General features: G+C 63.8%; 17 protein-coding genes. 8 read left to right on the top strand and 9 right to left on the bottom strand.

Features of this window, described 5'->3' with window-relative positions; translation table 11 throughout:
- Window positions 1-49 precede the first annotated feature (49 nt).
- Window positions 50-2,332 carry a transglycosylase domain-containing protein gene (locus UP09_RS01610; RefSeq protein WP_044536396.1) on the top strand — a complete coding sequence of 761 codons (2,283 nt, stop codon included), beginning with the start codon at window positions 50-52 and terminating at the stop codon, window positions 2,330-2,332.
- 123 nt (window positions 2,333-2,455) lie between these two features.
- Here UP09_RS01610 and UP09_RS01605 read toward each other — a convergent pair whose 3' ends face one another.
- The 4 genes from UP09_RS01605 to UP09_RS01590 all read right to left on the bottom strand — a co-directional run bounded on the left by UP09_RS01605 (window position 2,456) and on the right by UP09_RS01590 (window position 6,601).
- Window positions 2,456-3,295, bottom strand: a complete 840-nt coding sequence (locus tag UP09_RS01605) for a M48 family metallopeptidase (RefSeq protein WP_044536264.1) — start codon at window positions 3,293-3,295, stop codon at window positions 2,456-2,458.
- Between the two features lie 198 nt (window positions 3,296-3,493).
- On the bottom strand, window positions 3,494-4,822 hold the full coding sequence (locus UP09_RS01600; protein WP_044536263.1) for a polyhydroxyalkanoate depolymerase: 1,329 nt from the start codon (window positions 4,820-4,822) through the stop codon (window positions 3,494-3,496).
- Window positions 4,823-4,949: 127 nt separating this feature from the next.
- Window positions 4,950-5,774 (bottom strand): ABC transporter permease, encoded by an 825-nt coding sequence (locus tag UP09_RS01595; protein WP_044536262.1) that lies wholly within the window; start codon window positions 5,772-5,774, stop codon window positions 4,950-4,952.
- Window positions 5,771-6,601: an ABC transporter ATP-binding protein gene (locus UP09_RS01590; protein WP_082069928.1), complete on the bottom strand. Its 831-nt coding sequence runs from the start codon at window positions 6,599-6,601 to the stop codon at window positions 5,771-5,773. The genes UP09_RS01595 and UP09_RS01590 overlap by 4 nt, the downstream gene beginning before the upstream one ends.
- Window positions 6,602-6,707: 106 nt before the next feature.
- Between UP09_RS01590 and UP09_RS01585 the strand changes: the two genes are divergently transcribed.
- Together UP09_RS01585 and UP09_RS01580 are read left to right on the top strand one after the other, a co-directional pair.
- Window positions 6,708-8,030, top strand: coding sequence for an ActS/PrrB/RegB family redox-sensitive histidine kinase (locus tag UP09_RS01585; RefSeq protein WP_044536261.1), 1,323 nt, complete (start codon window positions 6,708-6,710; stop codon window positions 8,028-8,030).
- A 129-nt stretch (window positions 8,031-8,159) separates the two neighbouring features.
- Window positions 8,160-8,714, top strand: a complete 555-nt coding sequence (locus UP09_RS01580) for an ActR/PrrA/RegA family redox response regulator transcription factor (protein ID WP_044536260.1) — start codon at window positions 8,160-8,162, stop codon at window positions 8,712-8,714.
- A 110-nt stretch (window positions 8,715-8,824) separates the two neighbouring features.
- Here UP09_RS01580 and UP09_RS01575 read toward each other — a convergent pair whose 3' ends face one another.
- Window positions 8,825-9,307 (bottom strand): MmcB family DNA repair protein, encoded by a 483-nt coding sequence (locus UP09_RS01575; protein WP_044536259.1) that lies wholly within the window; start codon window positions 9,305-9,307, stop codon window positions 8,825-8,827.
- Between the two features lie 117 nt (window positions 9,308-9,424).
- On the opposite strand from UP09_RS01575, the gene UP09_RS01570 reads away from it, so the two are divergent.
- Window positions 9,425-11,125 carry an alpha-amylase family protein gene (locus tag UP09_RS01570; RefSeq protein ID WP_044536258.1) on the top strand — a complete coding sequence of 567 codons (1,701 nt, stop codon included), beginning with the start codon at window positions 9,425-9,427 and terminating at the stop codon, window positions 11,123-11,125.
- On the opposite strand, the gene UP09_RS01565 is transcribed toward UP09_RS01570, so the two are convergent.
- On the bottom strand, window positions 11,113-12,720 hold the full coding sequence (locus UP09_RS01565; protein WP_044536257.1) for an alpha-amylase family glycosyl hydrolase: 1,608 nt from the start codon (window positions 12,718-12,720) through the stop codon (window positions 11,113-11,115). The genes UP09_RS01570 and UP09_RS01565 overlap by 13 nt on opposite strands.
- 96 nt (window positions 12,721-12,816) lie before the next feature.
- The gene (locus UP09_RS01560; RefSeq protein WP_044536256.1) at window positions 12,817-13,629 is read right to left on the bottom strand and encodes an RMD1 family protein; all 813 of its coding nucleotides are present in this window, start codon (window positions 13,627-13,629) and stop codon (window positions 12,817-12,819) included.
- Between the two features lie 129 nt (window positions 13,630-13,758).
- On the opposite strand from UP09_RS01560, the gene UP09_RS01555 reads away from it, so the two are divergent.
- Window positions 13,759-14,427, top strand: a complete 669-nt coding sequence (locus tag UP09_RS01555) for an MBL fold metallo-hydrolase (RefSeq protein ID WP_044536255.1) — start codon at window positions 13,759-13,761, stop codon at window positions 14,425-14,427.
- A 16-nt stretch (window positions 14,428-14,443) separates the two neighbouring features.
- Here UP09_RS01555 and UP09_RS01550 read toward each other — a convergent pair whose 3' ends face one another.
- Both UP09_RS01550 and UP09_RS01545 read right to left on the bottom strand, forming a co-directional pair.
- On the bottom strand, window positions 14,444-15,625 hold the full coding sequence (locus UP09_RS01550) for an extracellular catalytic domain type 1 short-chain-length polyhydroxyalkanoate depolymerase (protein WP_044536394.1): 1,182 nt from the start codon (window positions 15,623-15,625) through the stop codon (window positions 14,444-14,446).
- 220 nt (window positions 15,626-15,845) lie between these two features.
- The gene (locus UP09_RS01545; protein ID WP_044536254.1) at window positions 15,846-17,252 is read right to left on the bottom strand and encodes an MFS transporter; all 1,407 of its coding nucleotides are present in this window, start codon (window positions 17,250-17,252) and stop codon (window positions 15,846-15,848) included.
- A 207-nt stretch (window positions 17,253-17,459) separates the two neighbouring features.
- On the opposite strand from UP09_RS01545, the gene sthA reads away from it, so the two are divergent.
- The 3 genes from sthA to UP09_RS01530 all read left to right on the top strand — a co-directional run bounded on the left by sthA (window position 17,460) and on the right by UP09_RS01530 (window position 21,382).
- Window positions 17,460-18,851, top strand: coding sequence for a Si-specific NAD(P)(+) transhydrogenase (gene sthA, locus UP09_RS01540; protein WP_044536393.1), 1,392 nt, complete (start codon window positions 17,460-17,462; stop codon window positions 18,849-18,851).
- A 125-nt stretch (window positions 18,852-18,976) separates the two neighbouring features.
- On the top strand, window positions 18,977-19,930 hold the full coding sequence (locus UP09_RS01535; protein ID WP_082069926.1) for a formylglycine-generating enzyme family protein: 954 nt from the start codon (window positions 18,977-18,979) through the stop codon (window positions 19,928-19,930).
- 210 nt (window positions 19,931-20,140) lie between these two features.
- Complete coding sequence (locus UP09_RS01530) at window positions 20,141-21,382, top strand: LLM class flavin-dependent oxidoreductase (protein WP_044536253.1); 1,242 nt, start codon at window positions 20,141-20,143, stop codon at window positions 21,380-21,382.
- The last annotated feature ends 55 nt before the right edge of the window (window positions 21,383-21,437 follow it).

Raw genomic sequence — 21,437 nt, 5'->3', positions numbered from 1 at the left:
TAAACCGGGAACGCTAGCTTGCGCCCCCGTAAGGGTGTGAGCGTTGCGGATGGCGTGGGGACAGAAAAAAAGCGGTGGGCGCAAGGAGCCGCTGTTCGGGCTTCCGGCCGCGCTTTCCGACCTGCGGCTGTCGATCGCCGACCGCATTCCCGGCGGTGGCGACGACACGCCGGCCAAATCCAAGCCCACGAACAATAGGAACAACACCTCTGGCGGCGATTCCGGCGGTGAGAGGCCGCGTCCATCGCGCAGCGGCAGCAAGCGCCGCGCCAAATCACGCGGCACCGTCATCGGCCGGCTGTTCTATTGGACCGCGGTGCTCGGCCTGTGGGCCGGTATCGCGGTGATTGGCGTCGTGGTCTATGTCGGCGCGCATCTGCCGCCGATCCAGTCGCTGGAGATACCGAAGCGGCCGCCGACCATCCAGATCGTCGGTCTCGACGGCAGCGTGCTGGCGCAGCGTGGCGAAATGGCCGGCGCCAATGTCGCGCTGAAGGATCTGCCGCCGTATCTGCCGAAGGCGTTCATCGCCATTGAGGACCGCCGCTTCTATTCGCATTACGGCGTCGACCCGATCGGCATTTTACGCGCAGCAGTCACCAACGTGCTGCATCGGGGCGTCTCGCAGGGCGGCTCGACACTGACCCAGCAGCTCGCCAAGAACCTGTTCCTGACCCAGGAGCGCACTATGCAGCGCAAGCTGCAGGAGGCCGAGCTCGCGCTGTGGCTGGAACGCAAGCATTCCAAGACCGAGATCCTCGAACTCTATCTCAATCGCGTCTATTTCGGTTCCGGCGCCTATGGCGTCGAAGCCGCGGCGCAGCGCTATTTCGGCAAGTCGGCGAAGAATGTGACGGTGGCGGAAGCCGCGATGCTGGCGGGTCTCGTCAAATCGCCGTCGCGGCTGGCGCCGAACCGCAATCCGGAGGGCGCCGAGCAGCGCGCGCAACTCGTGCTCACTGCAATGGCGGACGCCGGTTTCATCACCGAAGCCCAGGCAAAAGCCTCGATCGGCCAGCCTTCGATCAATGTGAAGCCGGCCGGTGCCGGCACCGTGAACTATGTCGCCGACTGGATCGGCGAAGTGCTCGACGATCTGGTCGGCCAGATCGACCAGGACATTACGGTGCAGACCACGATCGATCCGAAGCTGCAGAACATTGCGGAAGCCGCTGTTATAGACGAGCTCGCCGCCAAGAGCGTGAAGTTCAATGTCAGCCAGGGCGCGCTGGTGGCGATGACGCCCGACGGCGCGGTCCGCGCCATGGTGGGGGGACGGAATTACGCCGAGAGCCAGTACAATCGCGCAGTGACGGCGAAGCGCCAGCCGGGTTCGTCGTTCAAGCCGTTCGTCTATCTCACCGCGGTGGAATCGGGGCTGACGCCGGATACGATCCGGCAGGACGCGCCGCTCGACATCAAGGGCTGGAAGCCGGAAAACTACACCCACGAATATTTCGGTTCGGTGACGTTGACCCAGGCGCTGGCGATGTCGCTGAACACGGTCGCGGTGCGGCTCGGCCTCGAGGTCGGGCCGAAGAACGTGGTGCGCACCGCCCACCGGCTCGGCATCTCGTCGAAACTCGAGCCCAACGTCTCGATCGCGCTCGGCACCTCCGAAGTCTCTGTCATCGAGATGGTCGGCGCCTATGCACCCTTCGCCAATGGCGGGTTCGGCGTCTCACCGCATGTCGTGACCAGTATCCGCACCAGCTCGGGCAAGGTGCTCTACGTCAGGCCCTCCGATCAGCCCAATCAAGTGATCGAGCCGCGCTACGATTCGATGATGAACAGCATGATGCGCGAGACGCTGATCTCGGGCACCGCGCGCAAGGCCGAGATCCCCGGCTGGACCGCCGCGGGCAAGACCGGCACCAGCCAGGATTATCGCGACGCCTGGTTCATCGGCTACACCGCCAACCTCGTCACCGGCGTCTGGCTCGGCAATGACGACAATTCGCCGACCAAGAAGGCGACCGGCGGCGGGCTGCCGGTCGAGGTATGGACGCGTTTCATGAAGGCCGCGCATCAAGGCGTGCCTGTGGCGACCATTCCGAATTCGCAAGGCAATTGGGGACCGGCGAACCTGATCCAGGTGTCGACGCAGGTCAGCGCGCCGTCGGCGCCGACGGGACAGATGCAGACTCAGATGCAGCCTCAGATGCAGCCACCGTCGCAACCGCCTGCACCCGTCACGCCAGCCGCCGGCAGCTATTATCGCCCACCGCCACCGACGCGCACCTCGGCGCAAGCGAACCCGAACGCGCGGCCCGAAGCGGCGGCCGGACTAGATGGCTGGCTGACGGACCGGCTGTTCGGCGGGCGTCGCTAAGCGCTCTTGCTTCAATGCGTAGGATGGGTGGAGCGCAGCGATACCCATCAGTCTTCATCTGCGCGGCGAGATGATGGGTTTCGCTCCGCTCTACCCATCCTACGCACTAAGCGCTGACGACGCCTAATCCTCGATCCCGTAGCGATGCAGGTCGTTGCCATGGGTGTCGAGCCAGTTCTTGGCACGCGCGACCGACGAACAGACCTTGTCGACCACCCGCCAGAACCGCGCCGAGTGGTTCATCTCGACGAGATGCGCGACTTCATGCGCCGCAAGATAGTCGAGTACGAAGGGCGGCGCCAGGATCAGCCGCCACGAGAATGACAGCGAGCCGGCCGAGGTGCACGAGCCCCAGCGGCTGGATTGATCGCGGATCGAAATCCGCTTCACCCGCACGCCGAGTTCCGCCGCATAAAACAGCGCCGCCTTCTGCAGTTCCTTGCGCGCCTCGCGCTTGAGGAAGTCGTGCACGCGGCGGTCCATGTGCTCGACGCCGCCGGCGACGCAGAGAATCTTCTCGCCGCTGTCACGCGTCTCGATCCAGACCGTGCCGCGCTCGCCGGTGCGGTGAACAAGGCGGTGCGGAACGCCACGGAACGGCACCATCGTGCCGGGCTGGAATGGTGCGGCCTTCGGCAAACGGCCAAGACGAGCGGCGATCCAGCCGCCATGGAGGTGGGCGAACTCCTTGGCTTCCGCGATCGTGCCGCGCGGCGGCATCGTGAGGATCGCTTCGCGGTCGGTCGGATGGATTCTCAACGTATAACGCCGCGCCCGCCGGTGCCGGCGAAGCCTGATCGTGAAGAATTGGGAGCCGTGCCTGACCAAAAGAGTCGCGGGTTCGGCAGGCCGCCGATAGAGGAGCGCGCGAGTAGCCATGTCTGACAGTCCGGGGAGCAGGAGTTCGCCCGGATTCTGCCATAACCGCCGCCATTGAAATCGCTCGGCGCAAAAACAAATCATTTGCCCAATATACAGGGGCTGGCCAGTTCTTGACCTCTACCTGCAGGGGCTCGGATCGGAATTTTTCAAGTGAATCATCGTCACAAACAATGCCCAAGGGGTGAGGCCACATTCACCCCTTAAACGATCCCGGATTCGATATTCCTTTAGTCAATTCAGCGACTTATGCCGCCGCCGGAATCGAGGCCGGAACGATACCTATTCAGCGGCGGCGGCGAGGGAAACCCGCGTAATGGCCGCCGAAACCATGAAATCGGAGATCCGCGGCACGATTTCGGAGCGGAAGCGCGAGCCATTGAACACGCCGTAGTGCCCGACACCCTTCTGCACGTAATGCACCCGGCGATCGTTGGGGATCGCGGTGCAGAGCGCGTGCGTTGCCTCGGTCTGGCCGAGGCCGGAGATATCGTCCTTCTCGCCCTCCACCGTCATCAGCGCGACGCGGCGGATCTTCGAGGGTTCGACCGGCTTGCCGCGATGGGTCATCTCGCCCTTCGGCAGCGCATGCTTGACGAATACGAGGTCGACGGTCTGCAGGTAATACTCCGCAGTGAGGTCCATCACCGCGAGATACTCGTCATAGAATTCGCGGTGCTTGTCGACGAGATCGCCGTCACCCTTCACCAGATTGGCGAACAGCGACTTGTGCGCGTCCATGTGCCGATCGAAGTTCATGCTGATGAAGCCGTTAAGCTGCAGGAACCCCGGATAGACGTCGCGCATCACGCCGGGATGCGGGAACGGCACCTTGGTGATGACATTGTTGCGGAACCAGTCGATGCCGCGCTCTTCGGCCAGGTTGTTGACCGCGGTCGGATTGCGGCGGGTGTCGATCGGGCCGCCCATCAGCGTCATCGAAAGCGGCACGAACGGATCGTTGTTCGCCTCCATCACCGAGACCGCCGCAACCACCGGCACCGAGGGCTGGCACACCGCAACGATGTGGATGTTGCCGCCGAGCGCATGCAGAATCTCGATCAGGTAATCGACATAGTCCTCGAGATCGAAACGGCCGGCCGCGAGCGGCACCGTGCGCGCATCGGCCCAGTCGGTGATGTAAACCTCATGCGTCGGCAGGAACGCCTCGACGGTGCCGCGCAGCAGCGTCGCATAGTGGCCCGACATCGGCGCCACGATCAGCACACGCGGCTGCGGGCTGCGCAGCGGACGCGTCAGCTTGCGATCGAAATGCAACAGGCGGCAGAACGGCTTTTCCCAGATCGAACGTACCTCGACCGGCGTGCGGACGCCGTTGACCTCGGTCGTCGGCAGATTCCATTCCGGCTTGCCGTAACGGCGGGTGGTGCGCTCGAACAATTCGCAAGCCGCCGCGACGTTCTTGCCGAACTCGGTGTGGGTCCACGGATTGAGCGGATTCTGAAACAGGATTTTGGTGGCGTCGGTCACCGCACGTGCCGGATTGAGCGACGCATGCCCCATCTCGTACATCCAGTAGAGCGGCGTCGTGAGTCCCGGACTGCCTTCCGCCACCAGTGGCGGGGCACCGCCAAATTCACCAATCGGCATTATCGTTCAGACCCCTGTTTTGCGCCGCAGCATACTGGACAATGCGTAATAATGCGTCAATGCGCCGCTGGTGGAATATAGGGGCGGAATTCGCCTAAAAGGGCGAAATTCCACGAGAAAGTGACATTTATTCACCCCCGCCGAGCAGCGATCCATGACGCTTGGCGGCGCGCAAAAGGGCAAGGAAGATCGCAAAAGATGCAGCGAACAGGATCGCGTTGATAACAAATGCATCGATCATAAGGTCGGCGCGGAAGACGTGGTCGATCAGCAGCGAGCGCATGCCCTCGAACACATAGGTCGGCGGCAACGCCCAGGCGACATATTGCAGCCAGACCGGCAGCACCGTGACCGGATAATAGATGCAGGCGAGCGGCATCACCGCGAACATCAGCGTCCACACGATGCTCTCCGCCCCTAACCCGTTGCGCAGCACGAGGCCCGACGCGAACACACCGACCGACCAGCTGGTGAAGATCAAATTGCAGAAGAACAGGATCAGCGGCAGCCCGATGGCGTAGAAGTTGAAGCCGAAAAAGAACAGCGCCATCAGCGTCATTGGAATCACGCCGATGGCGAGCCTGATCAGGCTCATGATCATCAGCGAGAGCAGGAACTCGATCGGCTTCAGCGGGCTCATCATCAGGTTGCCGAGATTGCGCGACCACATCTCTTCCAGGAACGAGATCGAGAAGCCGAGCTGGCCGCGGAACAGGATGTCCCACAGGATCACGGCGCCGATCAGTGAGCCGCCGGCCTTGGCGAAAAACCCTGAGGTTTGCGAGATATAGGTCTGCAGGAACCCCCAAGTGATGATCTGCAGCGTCGGCCAGTAGACCAGCTCCAGCAGCCGCGGCCATGACGACATCAGGAGATACCAATAGCGCAGCACCATCGCATTGATGCGATGCAGCGATATGCCGCGATGCCGGTGACTAACGATCTCGCTCATGACGCGCCCTCCCGCATCCGCCCGCGCGCGACGTCGAGAAACACCTCTTCCAGCGTGTCGCGGTTGTAGCGCGCCATGATCCGGTCAGGGCTGTCGTCGTCCTGGATCTTGCCGCGCTTCATGATGATGACGCGGTCGCACAGGCGCTCGACCTCCAGCATGTTGTGCGATGCGAGCAGGATGGTCGCATTATGGGTCTTGCGATAGGTCTCGAGATGCTGGCGCACCCAATCGGCGGTGTCGGGATCGAGCGATGCCGTCGGCTCGTCCAGCAGCAGCAGGTCCGGCTCGTTGATCAGCGCCTTCGCCAGCGCGACCCGGGTCTTCTGCCCGGCGGAGAGCTTGCCGCTGGCGCGGTCGAGGAATTCCTTCAGGTCGAGATCGGCGGCAAGCTGGTCGATCCGCTCGCGCAAATGGTTCACCGCATAGAGGCGCCCGAAGATCGTCAGGTTCTGCCGCACCGTGAGCCGCATCGGCATGTCGACATAGGGGCTCTCGAAATTCATCCGGCCGAGCACGTCATAGCTCTGCTCGGGGATTTTTGCGTCCAGCACCTCGACGCGGCCCGAGGTCGGCAGCACCAGCCCCATGATCATCGCGATCGTCGTGGTCTTGCCGGCGCCATTGCCGCCGAGCAGTCCCGTGATGCTGCCGCGCGCGATGCGGAAGGAAATGTCGTCGACCGCGCGGGTGGCCTTGTAGAGCTTGACCAGATGCGCGACATCGATCGCGGCCGGTCCATTCACGTCGGCCGCGCGCGCCTGCAGATCGGCCGCTGTCGTTCGCAGATCGGGCGGCTGCCCCTGACCCGTCTCGTTCTGTTGCATATCGCCGTTCCTTGAGCCATTGCGACAATAAGCGCAAGGCGCGGGCCGCACCATCGAGCTAAGTCGCAAATTTGTGCGCCGCCCACAGCACGGCTAGAGTTCTGAGATGACCGACGTCGCCGCTTCCGATTTCCGCCAGCCACGCAGCTTTGTCCGCCTGGATACGATCCTGCGGCTGCGCTGGCTGGCCGCGCTCGGCCAGCTCGTCGCGATCTTCATCGTCGCCCAGGGGCTGGAATTCGACGTTCCGATCATCCCCTGCGTCTGCATCGTCGCCTTCTCTGCGCTGCTCAATCTGGGGCTCCAGATCGCCTTCAACCCGATGCAGCGGCTGGAGCCGGGCCATGCCGCAGCCCTGCTCGCGCTCAACATCGTCGAGCTCGCGGCACTGCTGTATTTCACCGGCGGCCTGCAGAACCCGTTCTCGTTCCTGTTCCTGGCACCGGTCTTGATCTCGGCCACGGTGCTGCCGGTCCGCCTGACCATTGCGCTCGGCTGCCTTGCGGTCGCCTGCGCCTCGGCGCTGTTCTTCTACCATCTGCCGCTGCCATGGGATGCCGACGATCCGCTGGTGCTGCCGCCGATCTATCTGCTCGCCGTCTGGCTTTCGATCGTGCTCGCGATCGGCGTCACCAGCCTCTATGCGTTTCAGGTGACGGAGGAAGCCCGCCAGCTCTCCGATGCGCTGGCCGCGACCGAACTGGTGCTGACGCGCGAGCAGCATCTGACCCAGCTCGACGGCCTCGCCGCCGCGGCCGCCCATGAACTCGGCACACCGCTGTCGACGATCTTCCTGATCTCGCGCGAGCTCGAGAAGACGGTGCATGACCCAAGCCTCGCAAGCGACGTGAAGACCCTCCGCGAACAGGCGCAGCGCTGCCGCGATATCCTGAGCAAGATCGCGCAGCTGTCATCGAGCGGCGCACCATTCGACAACATGAAGCTGTCGACGCTGATCGAGGAGTCGGTGGCACCGCATCGCGACTTCGGCGTCGACATCAAGGTGCGGCTTGCTGTCGCAGCTACGCGTGAACCAGTCTGTGCGCGCAATCCGGCGATCCTTTATGGCGTCGGAAACATTCTCGAAAACGCCGTCGATTTCGCGCATCAGACCGTCGAGGTGAATGCATGGTGGAATGCGGAAACCGTTGAAATGGTCATCTCCGACGATGGTCCAGGCATAGCGCCGGACATGCTGAAACGGATCGGGGAACCCTATTTGTCGCGCCGCCGCAGCGCAGATGAGGCCCAAAACCCGCGCGGAGGCCTCGGTCTCGGCGTTTTCATTGCGCGGACGCTGCTGGAGCGCACCGGCGCCAAGGTCTCGTTCAGCAACCGCATCTTCCCCGATCACGGCGCCGTGGTTCAGATCGTCTGGCCGCGCGAACGCTTTGAGGAAGCCGCCCCGGATGCTGAGAACGCCTCCTAAGAACGGTTCCTAATCGCATCTCTTGCGCGCCTCTGGCATTAAGGATGCAGCCGCCTCGACTTTAGGCTGCCTTGGCAGGGTCGCAGTGCCGTCCCATATAATGGGGGTCTGACATAGGGAAAATGGACCGTGAACGCTATCGCCGAACTGAATGATCACGCCGACCGATCGCTCCTCATCGTCGAGGACGACAAGCCGTTCCTGGAGCGCCTGTCGCGCGCCATGGAGACACGCGGCTTCACGGTGAAGTCATGCGATAGCGTGTCCGACGGTCTCGCCGAGATCGGCCGCGCTGCACCCGCTTTCGCAGTCGTCGACTTGCGGCTTGGCGACGGCAATGGCCTCGACGTCGTCTCGGCGTTGAAGCGCAAACGCCCCGAGGCGCGCGCGATCGTGCTGACCGGCTACGGCAACATCGCGACCGCCGTCACCGCGGTGAAGATGGGCGCCGTCGACTATCTCTCCAAGCCGGCCGATGCCGATGACGTCGTCGCCGCGTTGCTTGCGAGCGGCAACGAGAAGTCCGAGCTGCCGACCAATCCGATGTCGGCCGACCGCGTGCGCTGGGAACACATCCAGCGCATCTACGAGATGTGCAACCGCAACGTCTCGGAGACGGCGCGCCGCCTCAACATGCACCGCCGCACGCTGCAGCGAATCTTGGCGAAACGCGCGCCGCGGTAAACGTCGCGCACTTGTAGCCCGGATGGAGCGAAGCGAAATCCGGGGCAACTCTCAAATGGCGCGACCGGTCCCGGATTTCGCTGCGCTTCATCCGGGCTACGTGACATCCTCTAAAGCTCATGCCCCTGCGGATCGACCAGCCGGTTGATCCGCTGCGCCGCAGCCATCGCAAAACGCACCGTCATCGCCTTGCGCGTGGCGGCCGGCAGGCGATGCTCCGGCGCCTCGCAATGCAGATGCGCGCCATAGGCATCGGCGATGATCAGCCCGGTATCCAACGGAAATATCTCGCACGGCAGATCCTGCGTGAAGGCGAAGAACAGCCGGTCGCAATGCATCCGATAGTCCTGCCACTTCTGGTCGGCGCGTAAATCCTCCACCGACGACTTGATCTCGACGATCCATATCTCGCCGCGCTCGTTCAGCGCGACCAGGTCGGCTCGCCGGCCGGACGGCAGCGGCAACTCGCTGATGCAGGAAAATCCCAGCGATCTCAGAAGCCTCGCCGTGCCGCGCGCGATCGCAAGCGCGGTCTCCGACTGGCGTCGGTCGGGCGCCGGGACGAGCGCGATCTGGCGAGCGGGCGTTTCCATCCAGCAGAGACTAACCGATTCCGCGGCACGTGCCCAACAGCCGATAGCCGGAACTCAGGGGTCCATTGCCGCTTATCTCATGGCCGCTGCGATGGGCGGACCGATGAGGGCTGCCTCGTGATCGACGATCTCTGGTACAAAAACGCAGTGATCTACTGCCTCTCCGTCGGCACCTATATGGATGCCAATGGCGACGGCATCGGCGATTTCCAGGGCCTGTTGCGGCGCCTGGACTATCTGGACGGGCTCGGGATCACCGCGATATGGCTGATGCCGTTTCAACCCTCGCCCGGCAAGGACGACGGTTACGACATATCGGATTATTACGGCGTCGATCCGCGCTACGGGACGCTCGGCGATTTCGTCGAATTCACCCACGGCTGCAAGCAACGCGGCATCCGCGTGATCATCGACCTCGTGGTCAACCACACCTCGGACCAGCACGCCTGGTTTCAATCAGCACGTAGTTCAAAGGAGTCGCCCTATCGCGACTGGTATGTCTGGGCGGACAAGCGGCCCGCTAGCGCCAACACCGGCATGGTGTTTCCGGGCGTGCAGAAATCGACATGGACGCGCGACAAGCAGGCCGGCGCCTGGTATTTCCACCGCTTCTACGATTTCCAGCCCGATCTCAACACGTCGAACCCGCATGTGCAGGCCGAGATCCTCAAGATCATGGGGTTCTGGATCCAGCTTGGCGTCTCCGGCTTTCGCATGGACGCGGTGCCCTTTGTGATCGCAACCAAGGGCGCCAAAGTCCGCAAGCCGGTCGAGCAATACGACATGCTGCGAACGTTCCGCGAGTTCCTGCAATGGCGTCAGGGCAACGCAATCATCCTTGCTGAAGCCAACGTGCAGCCCGAGACTGACATGGAGTATTTCGGAAGCGATGGCGACCGAGCGCAAATGATGTTCAATTTCCATGTCAACCAGCATCTGTTCTACGCGATGGCGTCCGCCGACTCGCGGTCGCTGGCGAAGGCGCTTGCCGCAACGAAGCCGCGACCGGCGACGGCGCAATGGGGCCTGTTCCTGCGCAATCATGATGAGCTCGACCTCGGCCGCCTCAGCAAGGCGCAACGGGAGACCGTGTTCAAGGCGTTCGGACCGGACAAGAGCATGCAGCTCTACGACCGCGGCATCCGCCGGCGTCTGGCACCGATGCTCGGCGGCGATCGCCGGCGTCTGGAGCTGGCCTACAGCCTGATGTGCACGCTCCCCGGCACGCCTGTGATCCGCTACGGAGACGAACTCGGCATGGGCGACAATCTGGATTTGCCCGAACGTAACTGTGCGCGCACGCCGATGCAGTGGTCGAACGAGCCAAATGCCGGCTTTACCGAAGCCGGCAAGCCGTGCTCGCCCGTGATCGACAAGGGTCCGTACGGTTATGATCACGTCAATGCCGCCAGGCAACGGCGCGACCCCGATTCATTCTTGAACTGGACCGAGCGCGTCATCCGGATGCGCAAGGAGGTCCCTGAGATCGGTTGGGGGGATTTCAAGATAATCGCAACCCGAGATCCCGCCGTGCTGGTGATCCGTTACGACTGGCGTAACAACTCGGTGCTGTTCATGCATAATCTTGCAGAACAGCCTCGCGAAATCTCGTTCGCTGTCGGGCTTCCGGACGACGCCGGCAACACTCTGGTCAACTTGCTGAGCGAGGATCACAGCCTCGCCGACGATCGCGGGCGCCACAAGCTCCTGATCGAGGGCTACGGCTATCGCTGGTATCGCGTCGGCGGTCTCGACTATTTGCTCAAGCGCAGCGACATCGATACGAAAACGCCGCGCACGGCCCGTCAGTCCTCCTGATGCGGCCCGAGGATCACGCCCTCATTGGCGCGCAGATCGAGCGCGCCTTCGATCTTCTCGCCCTGCCGGTCCATCAAGGTCGATAGCAGGACTTCATTGCTGAATCCGATCGCGCTGGACGTGATGGTCGCAGGCTGCGCGCCAAAATTCAGCGCGACCACCGCCACGCCCTCGGCGCTGCGCCGCCGGTACAGCAGCACATCGCCCTGCGCCGCCACTGGCTCATAGCTGCCATGGACGAGCTGCGGCAATCCTCGCCGCAGCGCAATCATCGCCTTATAGAGGTTCAGGATCGACGCCCCGTCTGCCTCCAGGCTCGCGACATTGTCCCTGGCGAAGTCGTGCGCCAGCGGCAGCCATGGCCTGGCGCTGGAGAAACCGGCGTTAGGCTCGGCGCTCCATTGCATCGGCGTGCGGCAGCCGTCGCGACCGACGCCGATACCAGGAACGTTCCTCTCGAAGGGATCGCGCACCTGATCCGGTGCGATCGGCACCTGGCGCATGCCGATCTCATCGCCGTAATAGAGCGTCGGCGTCCCGCGCAGCGTCAGCAGCAGCATTGCGGCCACCGGCGCCTGCGCCGGGCCGACCCGGCTCGCCACGCGCGGCCGGTCGTGATTGCCGAGCACCCAGTTCGGCCATGCGCCCGATGGCAGCGCCTTCTCATAGTCGGCGATGATGGTCTCGACCGAGCGCGCGCTCCACAGCGTGGACAGCAGCGCGAAATTGAACGGCATCTGCGCGCCGCTGAGATCGTTGCCGTAATAGGCGACGAGCCGGTGCAGCGGCAAATAGACCTCGCCGATCAGCACGCGGTTGTCGAACTCCTCGGTGACGTGGCGCATCTCGGTGATGACGGCATGCACCTCCGGCTGGTCGGTCGAATATTGCGTCAGGATTTTCTCGTGTGGCGGCCGGCCTTCGCGATAATGCGGGTTCGGCGGGTTGTCGCGGAAGTCGGCATCCTTGATCAGGTGCCAGATCACGTCGACGCGGAAGCCGTCGACGCCCTTGGCGAGCCAGAACCGCATCACGTCGTAGATTGCTTGCCTGACGTCACGATTGCGCCAGTTCAGGTCAGGCTGCTGGGCGAGGAAGGCGTGATAGTAATATTGGCTCGAGGCCTCGTCATATGCCCAAGCGCTGCCGCCGAATTCGGACAGCCAGTTGTTGGGCACCCCACCATCCGGCGCCGGATCGCGCCAGATGTACCAGTCGCGCTTCGGATTTTCGCGCGAGCTCTTTGCCTCGGTGAACCAGGGATGCTGGTCAGAGGTGTGGTTCGGCACCAGATCGAGGATCAGCTTGAGGCCGGCGTCATGGGCGGCCGCGACAAGATCGTCGAAATCTTCCATCGTCCCGAACAGCGGATCGATGCCGGTGTAGTCGGAGATGTCGTAGCCGAAGTCGGCCATCGGCGACGGGAAGATCGGCGACAGCCAGACCGCATCGACGCCAAGCCGCGTCAGATAGGGCAGCCGCGCGATGATCCCCCTGAGATCGCCGACGCCATCACCATCGCTATCCCCGAACGAGCGCGGATATATCTGATAGAAAATGCCGTTCCGCCACCAGTCCCTGTCGCCCTGATCCATCCCGCTCCCCTCGCAATCCGGCCCGAGCAAGCTAACGCCCGATGGTGCCGGTTGGTTCAGGGATGACGCACAATTCGGGACGGAAAGATGACGGGCTCAGTGACGAGCCATCGCAATCTGGTAGATCGTGATCAGCACCTCGAACAGGATCAGGAAGACGATGATCAGCTCCAGCCGCAGCGAGCGGCTGGTGTCGATGATGTCGGTGAGGACCTGGGCGCTCTCGGCGATCACCGCGAGCTTGCGGTTCAACGATTCCGCCCGCTCCTTCAGCTCATACTCATCCTCGAGCCGGGCGTAGAGCCGCTCGAGCTGCGGCTTGTCCCAGAGGATGTCGGGCTTCTCCGCGATCTCGACGGGACCAGCCACGCGGTGCCTCACCGACAGCGCATTGCCGATGTGCTTGAGGATTGCGACGCGGCCAGCATGGATCCGCCCGCTCTTCGCCAGGTCGCGCGCGAACGGCTCGGTGGTGTCGAACACCGCCGCGACCTCGCGCTCGTGGCGCGCCAGCACCACGCTCTTGGCGAGCGCCTCGCCGACCAGGATCAGCCGCTCCGGCGACAGGCTTTGCAGATAGATCGGACCGCCGGGCGGGATCTGATCCTCCTTCTCCGAAGCGAGCTCGATGATCGCGATCTCCTCCTCGCGCCGCGCGAAGGGGCCGGTCATCCGCGACTGCAGACTGCGCAGGAATTCATCCTCCTCCAGCGCGTTGAGGCCGATCAGGACCACGACGCCGTAACGGAACAGGATCGCGACGCCATTGTCGTTGACGCGGAACGCCAGCGGCGTGGTGGCCAGCACGTCGCCGCGCTCCAGGCCGGACGTGCTGATGCGGTCTGCGACAAAGAACGCGCGAGCGCTGGTCCGGGGTCCGCCGAGCGGCGATTTGGGGGCCTGGGTCATGGAGGTCGGGACTGCGGGGACCAATTGTTCTGTCATCACAAGTCTATCACGGTCTGTTTTGGATCACACGCCGGGCACCGCGCGTTGGTCCGTGTTGACGGCTGTTTCTGGTAGCCTATGGTGCCCCTCATGGATGACACAACCGAGACCAAACCGAAGGCTGGCGCGATCATCGTACCAGTGACGCTGTTCGAGCAGAACTGCACCATCATCTGGCACGAGCCGACCAAGAAGGCCGTGGTGATCGACCCCGGCGGCGACGTGCCGAAGATCCAGGCGGCGATCAAGCAGACCGGCGTCACGGTCGAGAAGATCTGGCTGACCCACGGCCACATCGACCATGTCGGCGGCGCCGCCGAATTGCGCGATGCGCTGCAGGTCAAGATCGAGGGCCCGCATATCGCGGACAAGGTCCTGCTCGACAATGTGGTCTCGAGCGGCGAACGCTTCGGCATGACCGGAGTCCGCAATTTCGGGCCCGATCGCTGGCTCGACGAGGGCGACCAGGTCTCGATCGGCGACCTCACCTTCGACATCCTGCATTGCCCCGGCCATTCGCCGGGCAGCGTGGTGTTCTTCAACAAGGAGCTGCGCTTCGCCCATGTCGGCGACGTCCTGTTCGCCGGCTCGGTCGGACGCACCGACCTGCCCGGCGGCAGTCATCCGACGCTGATCCAGTCGATCAAGGACAAGCTGCTGCCGCTCGGCGACGATGTCGGCTTCATCTGCGGCCATGGCGCCGGATCGAGCATCGGCCAGGAGCGAATGACGAACCCGTTCCTGACCGGCGAGATGTAAGCGCCTATCCCGCCCGCTACTTCATTAACCCCGCGGCGGTCAGCGCCCGCGCGATGACGCGGCCGACATCGACGCCCTTGCTCGGTGGATTCCGCGGCTTGGTGCTGCTGCGGTCGGACATCGTTTCGGAGACAGGCTCAGCCGCCGGCACTGGAATCGTCATCGAGATCGTGTCGGCGCGCTCGCGCGGGATTCCCGTCGGTGCAATCTGCGGCTGACGGACCTGATCGGTCAGGCCGAAGAAGCTTGCGATGTGATAGGTCGAAGAGATCCCGGCCTCGATCATGAACGCGCCTTCCACGCCATAGCGATCGTCATTGTCGGCAAGCCCGAGCGGTGTGCCATGGGCCATGTCGGTGATGCCATAGGATTCGACCAGCGTCTCGCCATCGGCGTTCCACCAGACCTCACGCGGATAACCGCCGACATCGGCCTTCGACATCGCAGCCGGCGGCAGGCCGTGAACGTCGAGCCATTGCCGGACGATCGCGTCGGCATTGGCAGGACTGACGGTGCGATCGGCGCTGCCATGCCACACCGAGATCTTCGGCCAGGCGCCGTTGTGCTTCGAAGCGTTGCGGACGAGCGCGCCGAGTTCGGGCGCGGGCAGCGCACTGCCCTGCATCATGGCCTGCAGCGCCTCGCGCAGATTGGTGGCGACGCCGAACGGCAGGCCGGCGATGATCGCGCCGCCCGCGAACACATCCGGATAGGTCGCGAGCATGACGGACGCCATCGCACCACCGGCGGAGAGACCGGTCACGTAGATGCGCCGCGAATCTATGTCATGCGCACCGGCCATGTACGCAATCATCTGCCTGATGGAGCTGGCCTCACCCTGACCGCGCGCGATGTCTTCCGGATCGAACCAGTTGAAGCAGGTATTGCCGTTGTTGGACGACTGCTGCTCCGGCATCAGCAATGCGAAGCCATAGTGCCTCGCGAGCGTCGACCAGCCGGCGCCGAGATCATAGGCTGCAGCCGTCTGACCGCAGCCATGCAGCACGACGACGAGCGCGGGCGACCGCGCGAGCTGCGCGGGCACGAACGAGAGCATCTTCAGTGCGCCGGGGTTGGCGCCAAATTCGGTCGTCTCGACGAGCGGCGTCGACACGGCGGGCGCAAATGCGCCGAGGCCGTTGAACGCGTTCATCTTCGGCAGATGACGCAGAAACTCGACGTTGTTGATCAAGGACAACAGCAACTCCTGAGGTGATTATTCTAGTTACGCACAGCGGAACAGATAGTTGCTGCACTGCAAAAAGAAAAGCCCGTGTGCTGTCCCTCCCCGCGGAAATGTGAGAATCGGCGTTAATGCGTGATCGGCGCTGAAGCGCATGACGCTCAGTTGAAATAGTTGCCGTAGCACCTTGTTTGAGCATGATCTTTTCGAAAAAACGCGCCATCCGCCTCCGGATTCACGCTGTGGCGCGGCGCATCCATGACAGAAATGCGGCTGAAATGGCGATCGACAGCACAAACAATGCGCACGCTGCGAACAATGCCACGCGTGCCGAAATAGCAGTCTCAACGGCAAAGAAGACCGCACCGATCGCGGCGACGCCGGCCGCGTTGCCGATCTGCGCCGTGGTGCCGTACATGCCGGAGCCCGCGCCCGCACTTGCCGGCGTCACGCTCGAGAGCACTGCGCTCGACAACGGCGCCATCACCAGTCCCTGACCATAGCCGAAGACCATCAGCACCAGCGCAAGCAACAGCGCCGATGGCGCCGCGACCACCTCAACGGTCGCCACCAGCACCGCGAGACCGACGACCTGCAACAGGCAGCCCTCGATCAGCACCAGCGTGCCGCGATGTTTCGCCCTGATACCGCTATGACGCGAGGCGACCACGAAGGTCAGCGCCAGCAGCACGAACACCAGCCCCGCCTGCAGCGGCGCAATCTGCAGGCCCTTCTGCATGAACATGGTCATGGTCAGGTAGAAGGACAGATTCGCGAAGAAGAAGAAAAACACCGCGACCAGTCCGCGCATGAAGGCGGCATCAGCCAGCAGCGACAGATCGATCAACGGCATGCCGCCGCGGCGCGCGACGGCGCGCTCCAGCCGCACGAATGCCGCGATGATCGCAACACCCGCCGCCATCACCAACCAAATCCACGCCGCCCAATTGAGATCGTGGCCGAACAGCAATGGCCCGATCAGGCACAGCAGGCCGGTGAACAGCACCACCGCGCCAGGAATATCGAGCCGCGTGCCGGCGCGGCGCGGCACCGTCGGCATGATCTTCAGCGCCGCCGCGATGATGACGGCGCCACAGGGCACGTTGACGAAGAACACCACGCGCCAGCCGAGGCCGGCGAGATCGAACGTCACCAGCACGCCGCCGAGCATGAAGCCCGCGGCGCCCGCAAGCCCGAGCACGATGCCGTAGATGCCGAAGGCCCGCGCGCGGGCGCTGTCTGCGAACAACAGATGCAGCGTCGCCAGCACCTGCGGCACCATCAGTGCCGCGGTCGCACCCTGCGCCAGCCGCGCGAGAATAAGCTCCGGACCGGATTGCGCCAGGCCGCACCACAGCGAGGTCACCGAGAAGCCCGCGACGCCGGTGATGAACACGTTCCTGGTGCCGTAGATATCGCCGAGCCGGCCACCGGTCACCACCAGCGTGGCATAGGCGATCAGGTAGATCGCGATCACGGCCTCGATCTGCGCCGGGCTCGCGTGCAGCTCCAACGCGATGGTCGGGATCGCGACGTTGACGATGAAGGCGTCGACACCGAACATGAATTGCGCGGCGACGACAATCGCCAGCACCCACCAGCGGCGGGATGAGTCCGCTCGCGTCGATACGATCTGGTGCATGCGGTGCGGTCCTGTCGGAATTCTGTTGCATGCATCATCACCAGAAACGGTCATCCCGGCGATTACCTCGGAGGTAAGCGTAGCTACCTCGGAGGTAAGCTTGCTTGACTCGGGGGTAAGCGAACGCCGGGATTGGCCCGATTGCTGCATGTATTTCAGCGCATTTTGCACCTTTTCAGTCGTTTCGCGCGTTCGGGACTGCCTTCGATGGTTGACTATGACATGCTGGTGATCGGCTCCGGCCCGTCCGGCCGCCGGGCTGCGGTGCAATTCGCCAAGCTCGGCAAGTCGGTGCTGGTGGTCGAAAAGGGACGCCGGGTCGGCGGCGTGTCGGTCCATACCGGCACGATCCCGTCGAAAACGCTGCGCGAGACCGTGCTGAACCTCTCCGGCTGGCGCGAGCGCGGCTTCTACGGGCGTTCCTACCGGGTCAAGCAGGACATCGCCGCCAACGATCTGATCGTGCGGCTGCAGAAGACGCTCGACCACGAGGTCGAGGTGCTCGAGCATCAATTCAGCCGCAATCTGGTGCGCACCGCCAATGGCGAAGCGCGCTTCGTCGGCCCGCATCAGATCGAGGTGACGGCGCAGAACGGCGAGACTAAAGTGGTCTCCGCTGCCCATATCCTGATCGCGTGCGGCACGCGGCCGTTCAGGCCCGACTATGTGCCGTTCGACGGCAAATCGGTGTTCGACAGCGACGAGATCATCGAGCTGCCGAAGCTGCCGCGCAGCCTTGCCGTGATCGGCGCCGGCGTGATCGGGGTCGAATATGCCACTATCTTCTCCGCGCTCGATGTCGCCGTCACCCTGATCGAGCCGCGGCCGACTTTCCTCGACTTCATCGACAAGGAGCTGATCGACGAATTCATGCACGAGCTGCGCGATCGCAACGTCTCGCTGCGGCTCGGCTCCGCCGTCTCGGCGATCGAGCGAGCCACCAGCGGCGCGATCCAGACCCGGCTTGCCGATGGCCGCGTCGTAACCTCGGAGATGCTGCTGTTCGCCGCCGGCCGCGTCGGCGCCACCGACCGGCTCAATCTCGACGCCGCCGGCATCAACGTCGACCACCGCGGCCGCATCGCGGTCGATCCGATGACGCTGCAGACCTCCGTGCCGCACATCTATGCCGCCGGCGACGTGATCGGCTTCCCGAGCCTTGCCTCGACCTCGATGGAGCAGGGCCGCGTCGCCGCCTGCCACGCGCTCGGCATGGAGCCGATGGCGCCGCCAGAGTATTTTCCCTACGGCATCTATTCGGTGCCGGAGATCTCCACCACCGGATTGACCGAGGAGGAGGTCCGCACCCGCGGCATCCCCTACGAGGTCGGCATCGCGCGGTTTCGCGAGACCTCGCGCGGTCACATCATGGGGCTGAACAGCGGCATGATGAAGATGATCTTCTCGACCAAGACCCGCCGGCTGCTCGGCGTGCACATCCTGGGCGAAGGCGCGACCGAACTGATTCACATCGGCCAAGCCGTGCTCAATCTGAAGGGCACCATCGATTATTTCATCCAGAATACCTTCAACTATCCGACGCTCGCGGAGGCCTACAAGATCGCCGGCCTCGATGCGTGGAACAGGATGACGCGGTAACCTCCACGTGCACACACCACCGAGCGGCCCGATGACACACGCGGCGACCGTCTCGAAAGCCGATGGCGACGTGAACGCGTTCTCCGCAGCACGCGACCAAGCACCAGGTACCTTCGGTGCAGAGGATGTCTCATGTCTGGTCGCTCCCGCCTGCTGGCCGCATTGGCCGCGGCGATGCTTGTTGCTGTCTCGTCCACCATTGCTTCCGCCAAGCCGAGGCCAGCCCCGGCGCAAGCCGCTCAGATCCCGCCCGCGCCGCCGCGGCAATATTTTCCAGACAAACCGTCCAGCCGCTGACGCCGGAGATCGAAGCTCAGCTGCGCCCGAAGGACAGTTTTAGGGAATGCGCCGACTGCCCCGAAATGGTGGTGGTGCCTGCGGGCTCGTTCATGATGGGAACGCCCGCAAACGAGCCCGACCGTTTCAAGGGCGAGGACCCGATTCACCGCGTGACGATCACGAAGCCGTTCGCGGTCGGCCGCTTTGCGATCAGCTTCGATGACTGGGACGCCTGCCTGGCCGACAGCGGATGCGGCGGCATCAAGGGTGATGACAAATTCGGCCGCGGCCGGATGCCCGCGCAGGGCATCAATTTCAACGCGGCCAAGCTCTATCTGGCATGGCTGTCGAAGAAGGTCGGCCGCACCTACCGGCTGCCGAGCGAATCCGAACGCGAATATTTCACCCGTGCCGGCACCACGACGCCGTTCTGGTTCGGCAACACGATCACGACGCAGAACGCCAACTACCAGGCCTCGACGCCCTACGGCAGCGGCCCGCACGGGCCGGACAGCAAGGGACCTGTGGTGGTCGATTCCTATCCGCCGAATCCGTTCGGGCTCTACCAGGTCCATGGCAACGTGTTCGAATGGACCGAGGACTGCTTCAGCAAGCGCTACACCGAGGACACGCCGAGCGATGGCGCGCCCTGGCTGGAAGGCGATTGCCGCAACCGCATCCTGCGCGGCGGAAGATGGGACTGGTCCGCCAACATGGTGCGCTCCGGCTACCGCGAGAATGGGCTGGTCGACGGCTACGGGTTCAGCTTCCGCGTCGTGCGCACGCTGAACGTGCCTTAGAACCGCGGCCTGCCGGGACTTCGTCAAGCACGCTGCGGCGTCAGCCTCAACTTGCGTTGACGCGCTGGGAAACATTCCGGACGGCGGCAAGCGCGGCCGATTCGCGCAACAACCATGCGGGCGCTGCAGCCTCGAAGCATTGCCTTGCCCCGGGGCACCCCGTAGGTTGGCGGAAAGCCCCCAATAACAATCATCCGGAGAGAACGACCCATGGCGCGCCTCAAATTCGGAGCCTTTCTCGCCCCGCATCATCCGATCGGCGAGCATCCGATGCTGCAATTCCGCCGCGACCTCGATTTCGTCGAGCAGCTCGACGCGCTCGGCTATGATGAATTCTGGTGCGGCGAGCACCATTCGTCGGGCTGGGAGACCATCGCCTCGCCGGAAATGTTCCTGGCCGCGGCCGGCGAGCGCACCAAGCGCATCAAGCTCGGCACCGGCGTGATCTCGCTGCCCTATCACCATCCCTTCAACGTCGCCCAGCGCATGGTGCAGCTCGACCACATGACCGGCGGCCGCGCCATCTTCGGCTCCGGCCCGGGCGCGCTTGCGTCCGACGCGCACACGCTCGGCATCGATCCGATGACCCAACGCGACCGCCAGGACGAGGCGATCGCGGTGATCCGCCGCCTGTTCAACGGTGAGCGCGTCACGGCGAAGACCGACTGGTTCGAGATGAACGACGCCGCGCTGCAGATCCTGCCGCTGCAGGAGGACATGCCGTTCGTGGTGGCCTCGCAGATATCGCCGTCGGGCATGACGCTCGCCGGCAAATACGGCATCGGCATCATCTCGCTCGGCTCAATGTCGACGCAGGGCCTGATGGCGCTGCCGCAGCAATGGCAATTCGCCGAGGACGCCGCGACGAAGGCCGGCACCACGGTAAGCCGCGCGAACTGGCGCGTGCTGCTGTCGTGGCACGTCGCCGAAACCCGCGAACAGGCGCGGCGCGAGGCCGGCCCCGGCCTGATGCGCTGGCACAATGAATATAATGTCGGCACATTGATGCGGCCGGGCCTGACCGCGTACGCTTCGCCCGATGAAGCGGTCGACAAGACCGCGTTCGTCGACGGCGCGGCCTCCACCATCGGCACACCCGACGATCTCGTGAAGATGATCAAGAACCTGGTCGATGTCTCCGGCGGCGTCGGCACCATCGTCGGCTTCGCGCATGACTGGGCCAATCCGGAAAACACCCGCCGCAGCTGGGACATGGTCGCGCGCTATGTTGTTCCTGAAATCAACGGCTATATCGACAGCCTGCGCAAGTCGCGCCAGTTCGTGATCGACAACCGCGCGGTGTTCGAGCGCGCCGGCCAGGCCGTGATGGCCAAGATCATGCAAAACGACAAAGCCGCCGCAGCACTTCAGCTTACCGGCACGGGGCGTGTCGCGATTCCGGCGGTGAATGCGCCTGATTTGCAGAAGGCGGCGGCGAAGCACAAGGTGTGATGTTTTAATCCCGCACTCCCTCAACTTTGGCCCCAGCGTCGCGCAGCAATACGCG

Origin of the sequence: Bradyrhizobium sp. LTSP885 (genome assembly GCF_000938305.1) — a bacterium.
Lineage (GTDB): Bacteria > Pseudomonadota > Alphaproteobacteria > Rhizobiales > Xanthobacteraceae > Bradyrhizobium.
Note: the sequence above shows the minus strand (reverse complement) of the source record. Positions and strands in the feature narration are given on the sequence as shown.

Bases quoted from the DNA above. Each gene is read 5' to 3' on its own strand.
- UP09_RS01610 (WP_044536396.1), top strand. From the start codon at position 50: ATGGCGTGGGGACAGAAAAAAAGCGGTGGGCGCAAGGAGCCGCTGTTC.
- UP09_RS01605 (WP_044536264.1), bottom strand. From the start codon at position 3,295: ATGATTTGTTTTTGCGCCGAGCGATTTCAATGGCGGCGGTTATGGCAG.
- UP09_RS01600 (WP_044536263.1), bottom strand. From the start codon at position 4,822: ATGCCGATTGGTGAATTTGGCGGTGCCCCGCCACTGGTGGCGGAAGGC.
- UP09_RS01595 (WP_044536262.1), bottom strand. From the start codon at position 5,774: ATGAGCGAGATCGTTAGTCACCGGCATCGCGGCATATCGCTGCATCGC.
- UP09_RS01590 (WP_082069928.1), bottom strand. From the start codon at position 6,601: ATGCAACAGAACGAGACGGGTCAGGGGCAGCCGCCCGATCTGCGAACG.
- UP09_RS01585 (WP_044536261.1), top strand. From the start codon at position 6,708: ATGACCGACGTCGCCGCTTCCGATTTCCGCCAGCCACGCAGCTTTGTC.
- UP09_RS01575 (WP_044536259.1), bottom strand. From the start codon at position 9,307: ATGGAAACGCCCGCTCGCCAGATCGCGCTCGTCCCGGCGCCCGACCGA.
- UP09_RS01565 (WP_044536257.1), bottom strand. From the start codon at position 12,720: ATGGATCAGGGCGACAGGGACTGGTGGCGGAACGGCATTTTCTATCAG.
- UP09_RS01560 (WP_044536256.1), bottom strand. From the start codon at position 13,629: ATGACCCAGGCCCCCAAATCGCCGCTCGGCGGACCCCGGACCAGCGCT.
- UP09_RS01555 (WP_044536255.1), top strand. From the start codon at position 13,759: ATGGATGACACAACCGAGACCAAACCGAAGGCTGGCGCGATCATCGTA.
- UP09_RS01545 (WP_044536254.1), bottom strand. From the start codon at position 17,252: ATGCACCAGATCGTATCGACGCGAGCGGACTCATCCCGCCGCTGGTGG.
- sthA (WP_044536393.1), top strand. From the start codon at position 17,460: ATGGTTGACTATGACATGCTGGTGATCGGCTCCGGCCCGTCCGGCCGC.
- UP09_RS01535 (WP_082069926.1), top strand. From the start codon at position 18,977: ATGTCTCATGTCTGGTCGCTCCCGCCTGCTGGCCGCATTGGCCGCGGC.
- UP09_RS01530 (WP_044536253.1), top strand. From the start codon at position 20,141: ATGGCGCGCCTCAAATTCGGAGCCTTTCTCGCCCCGCATCATCCGATC.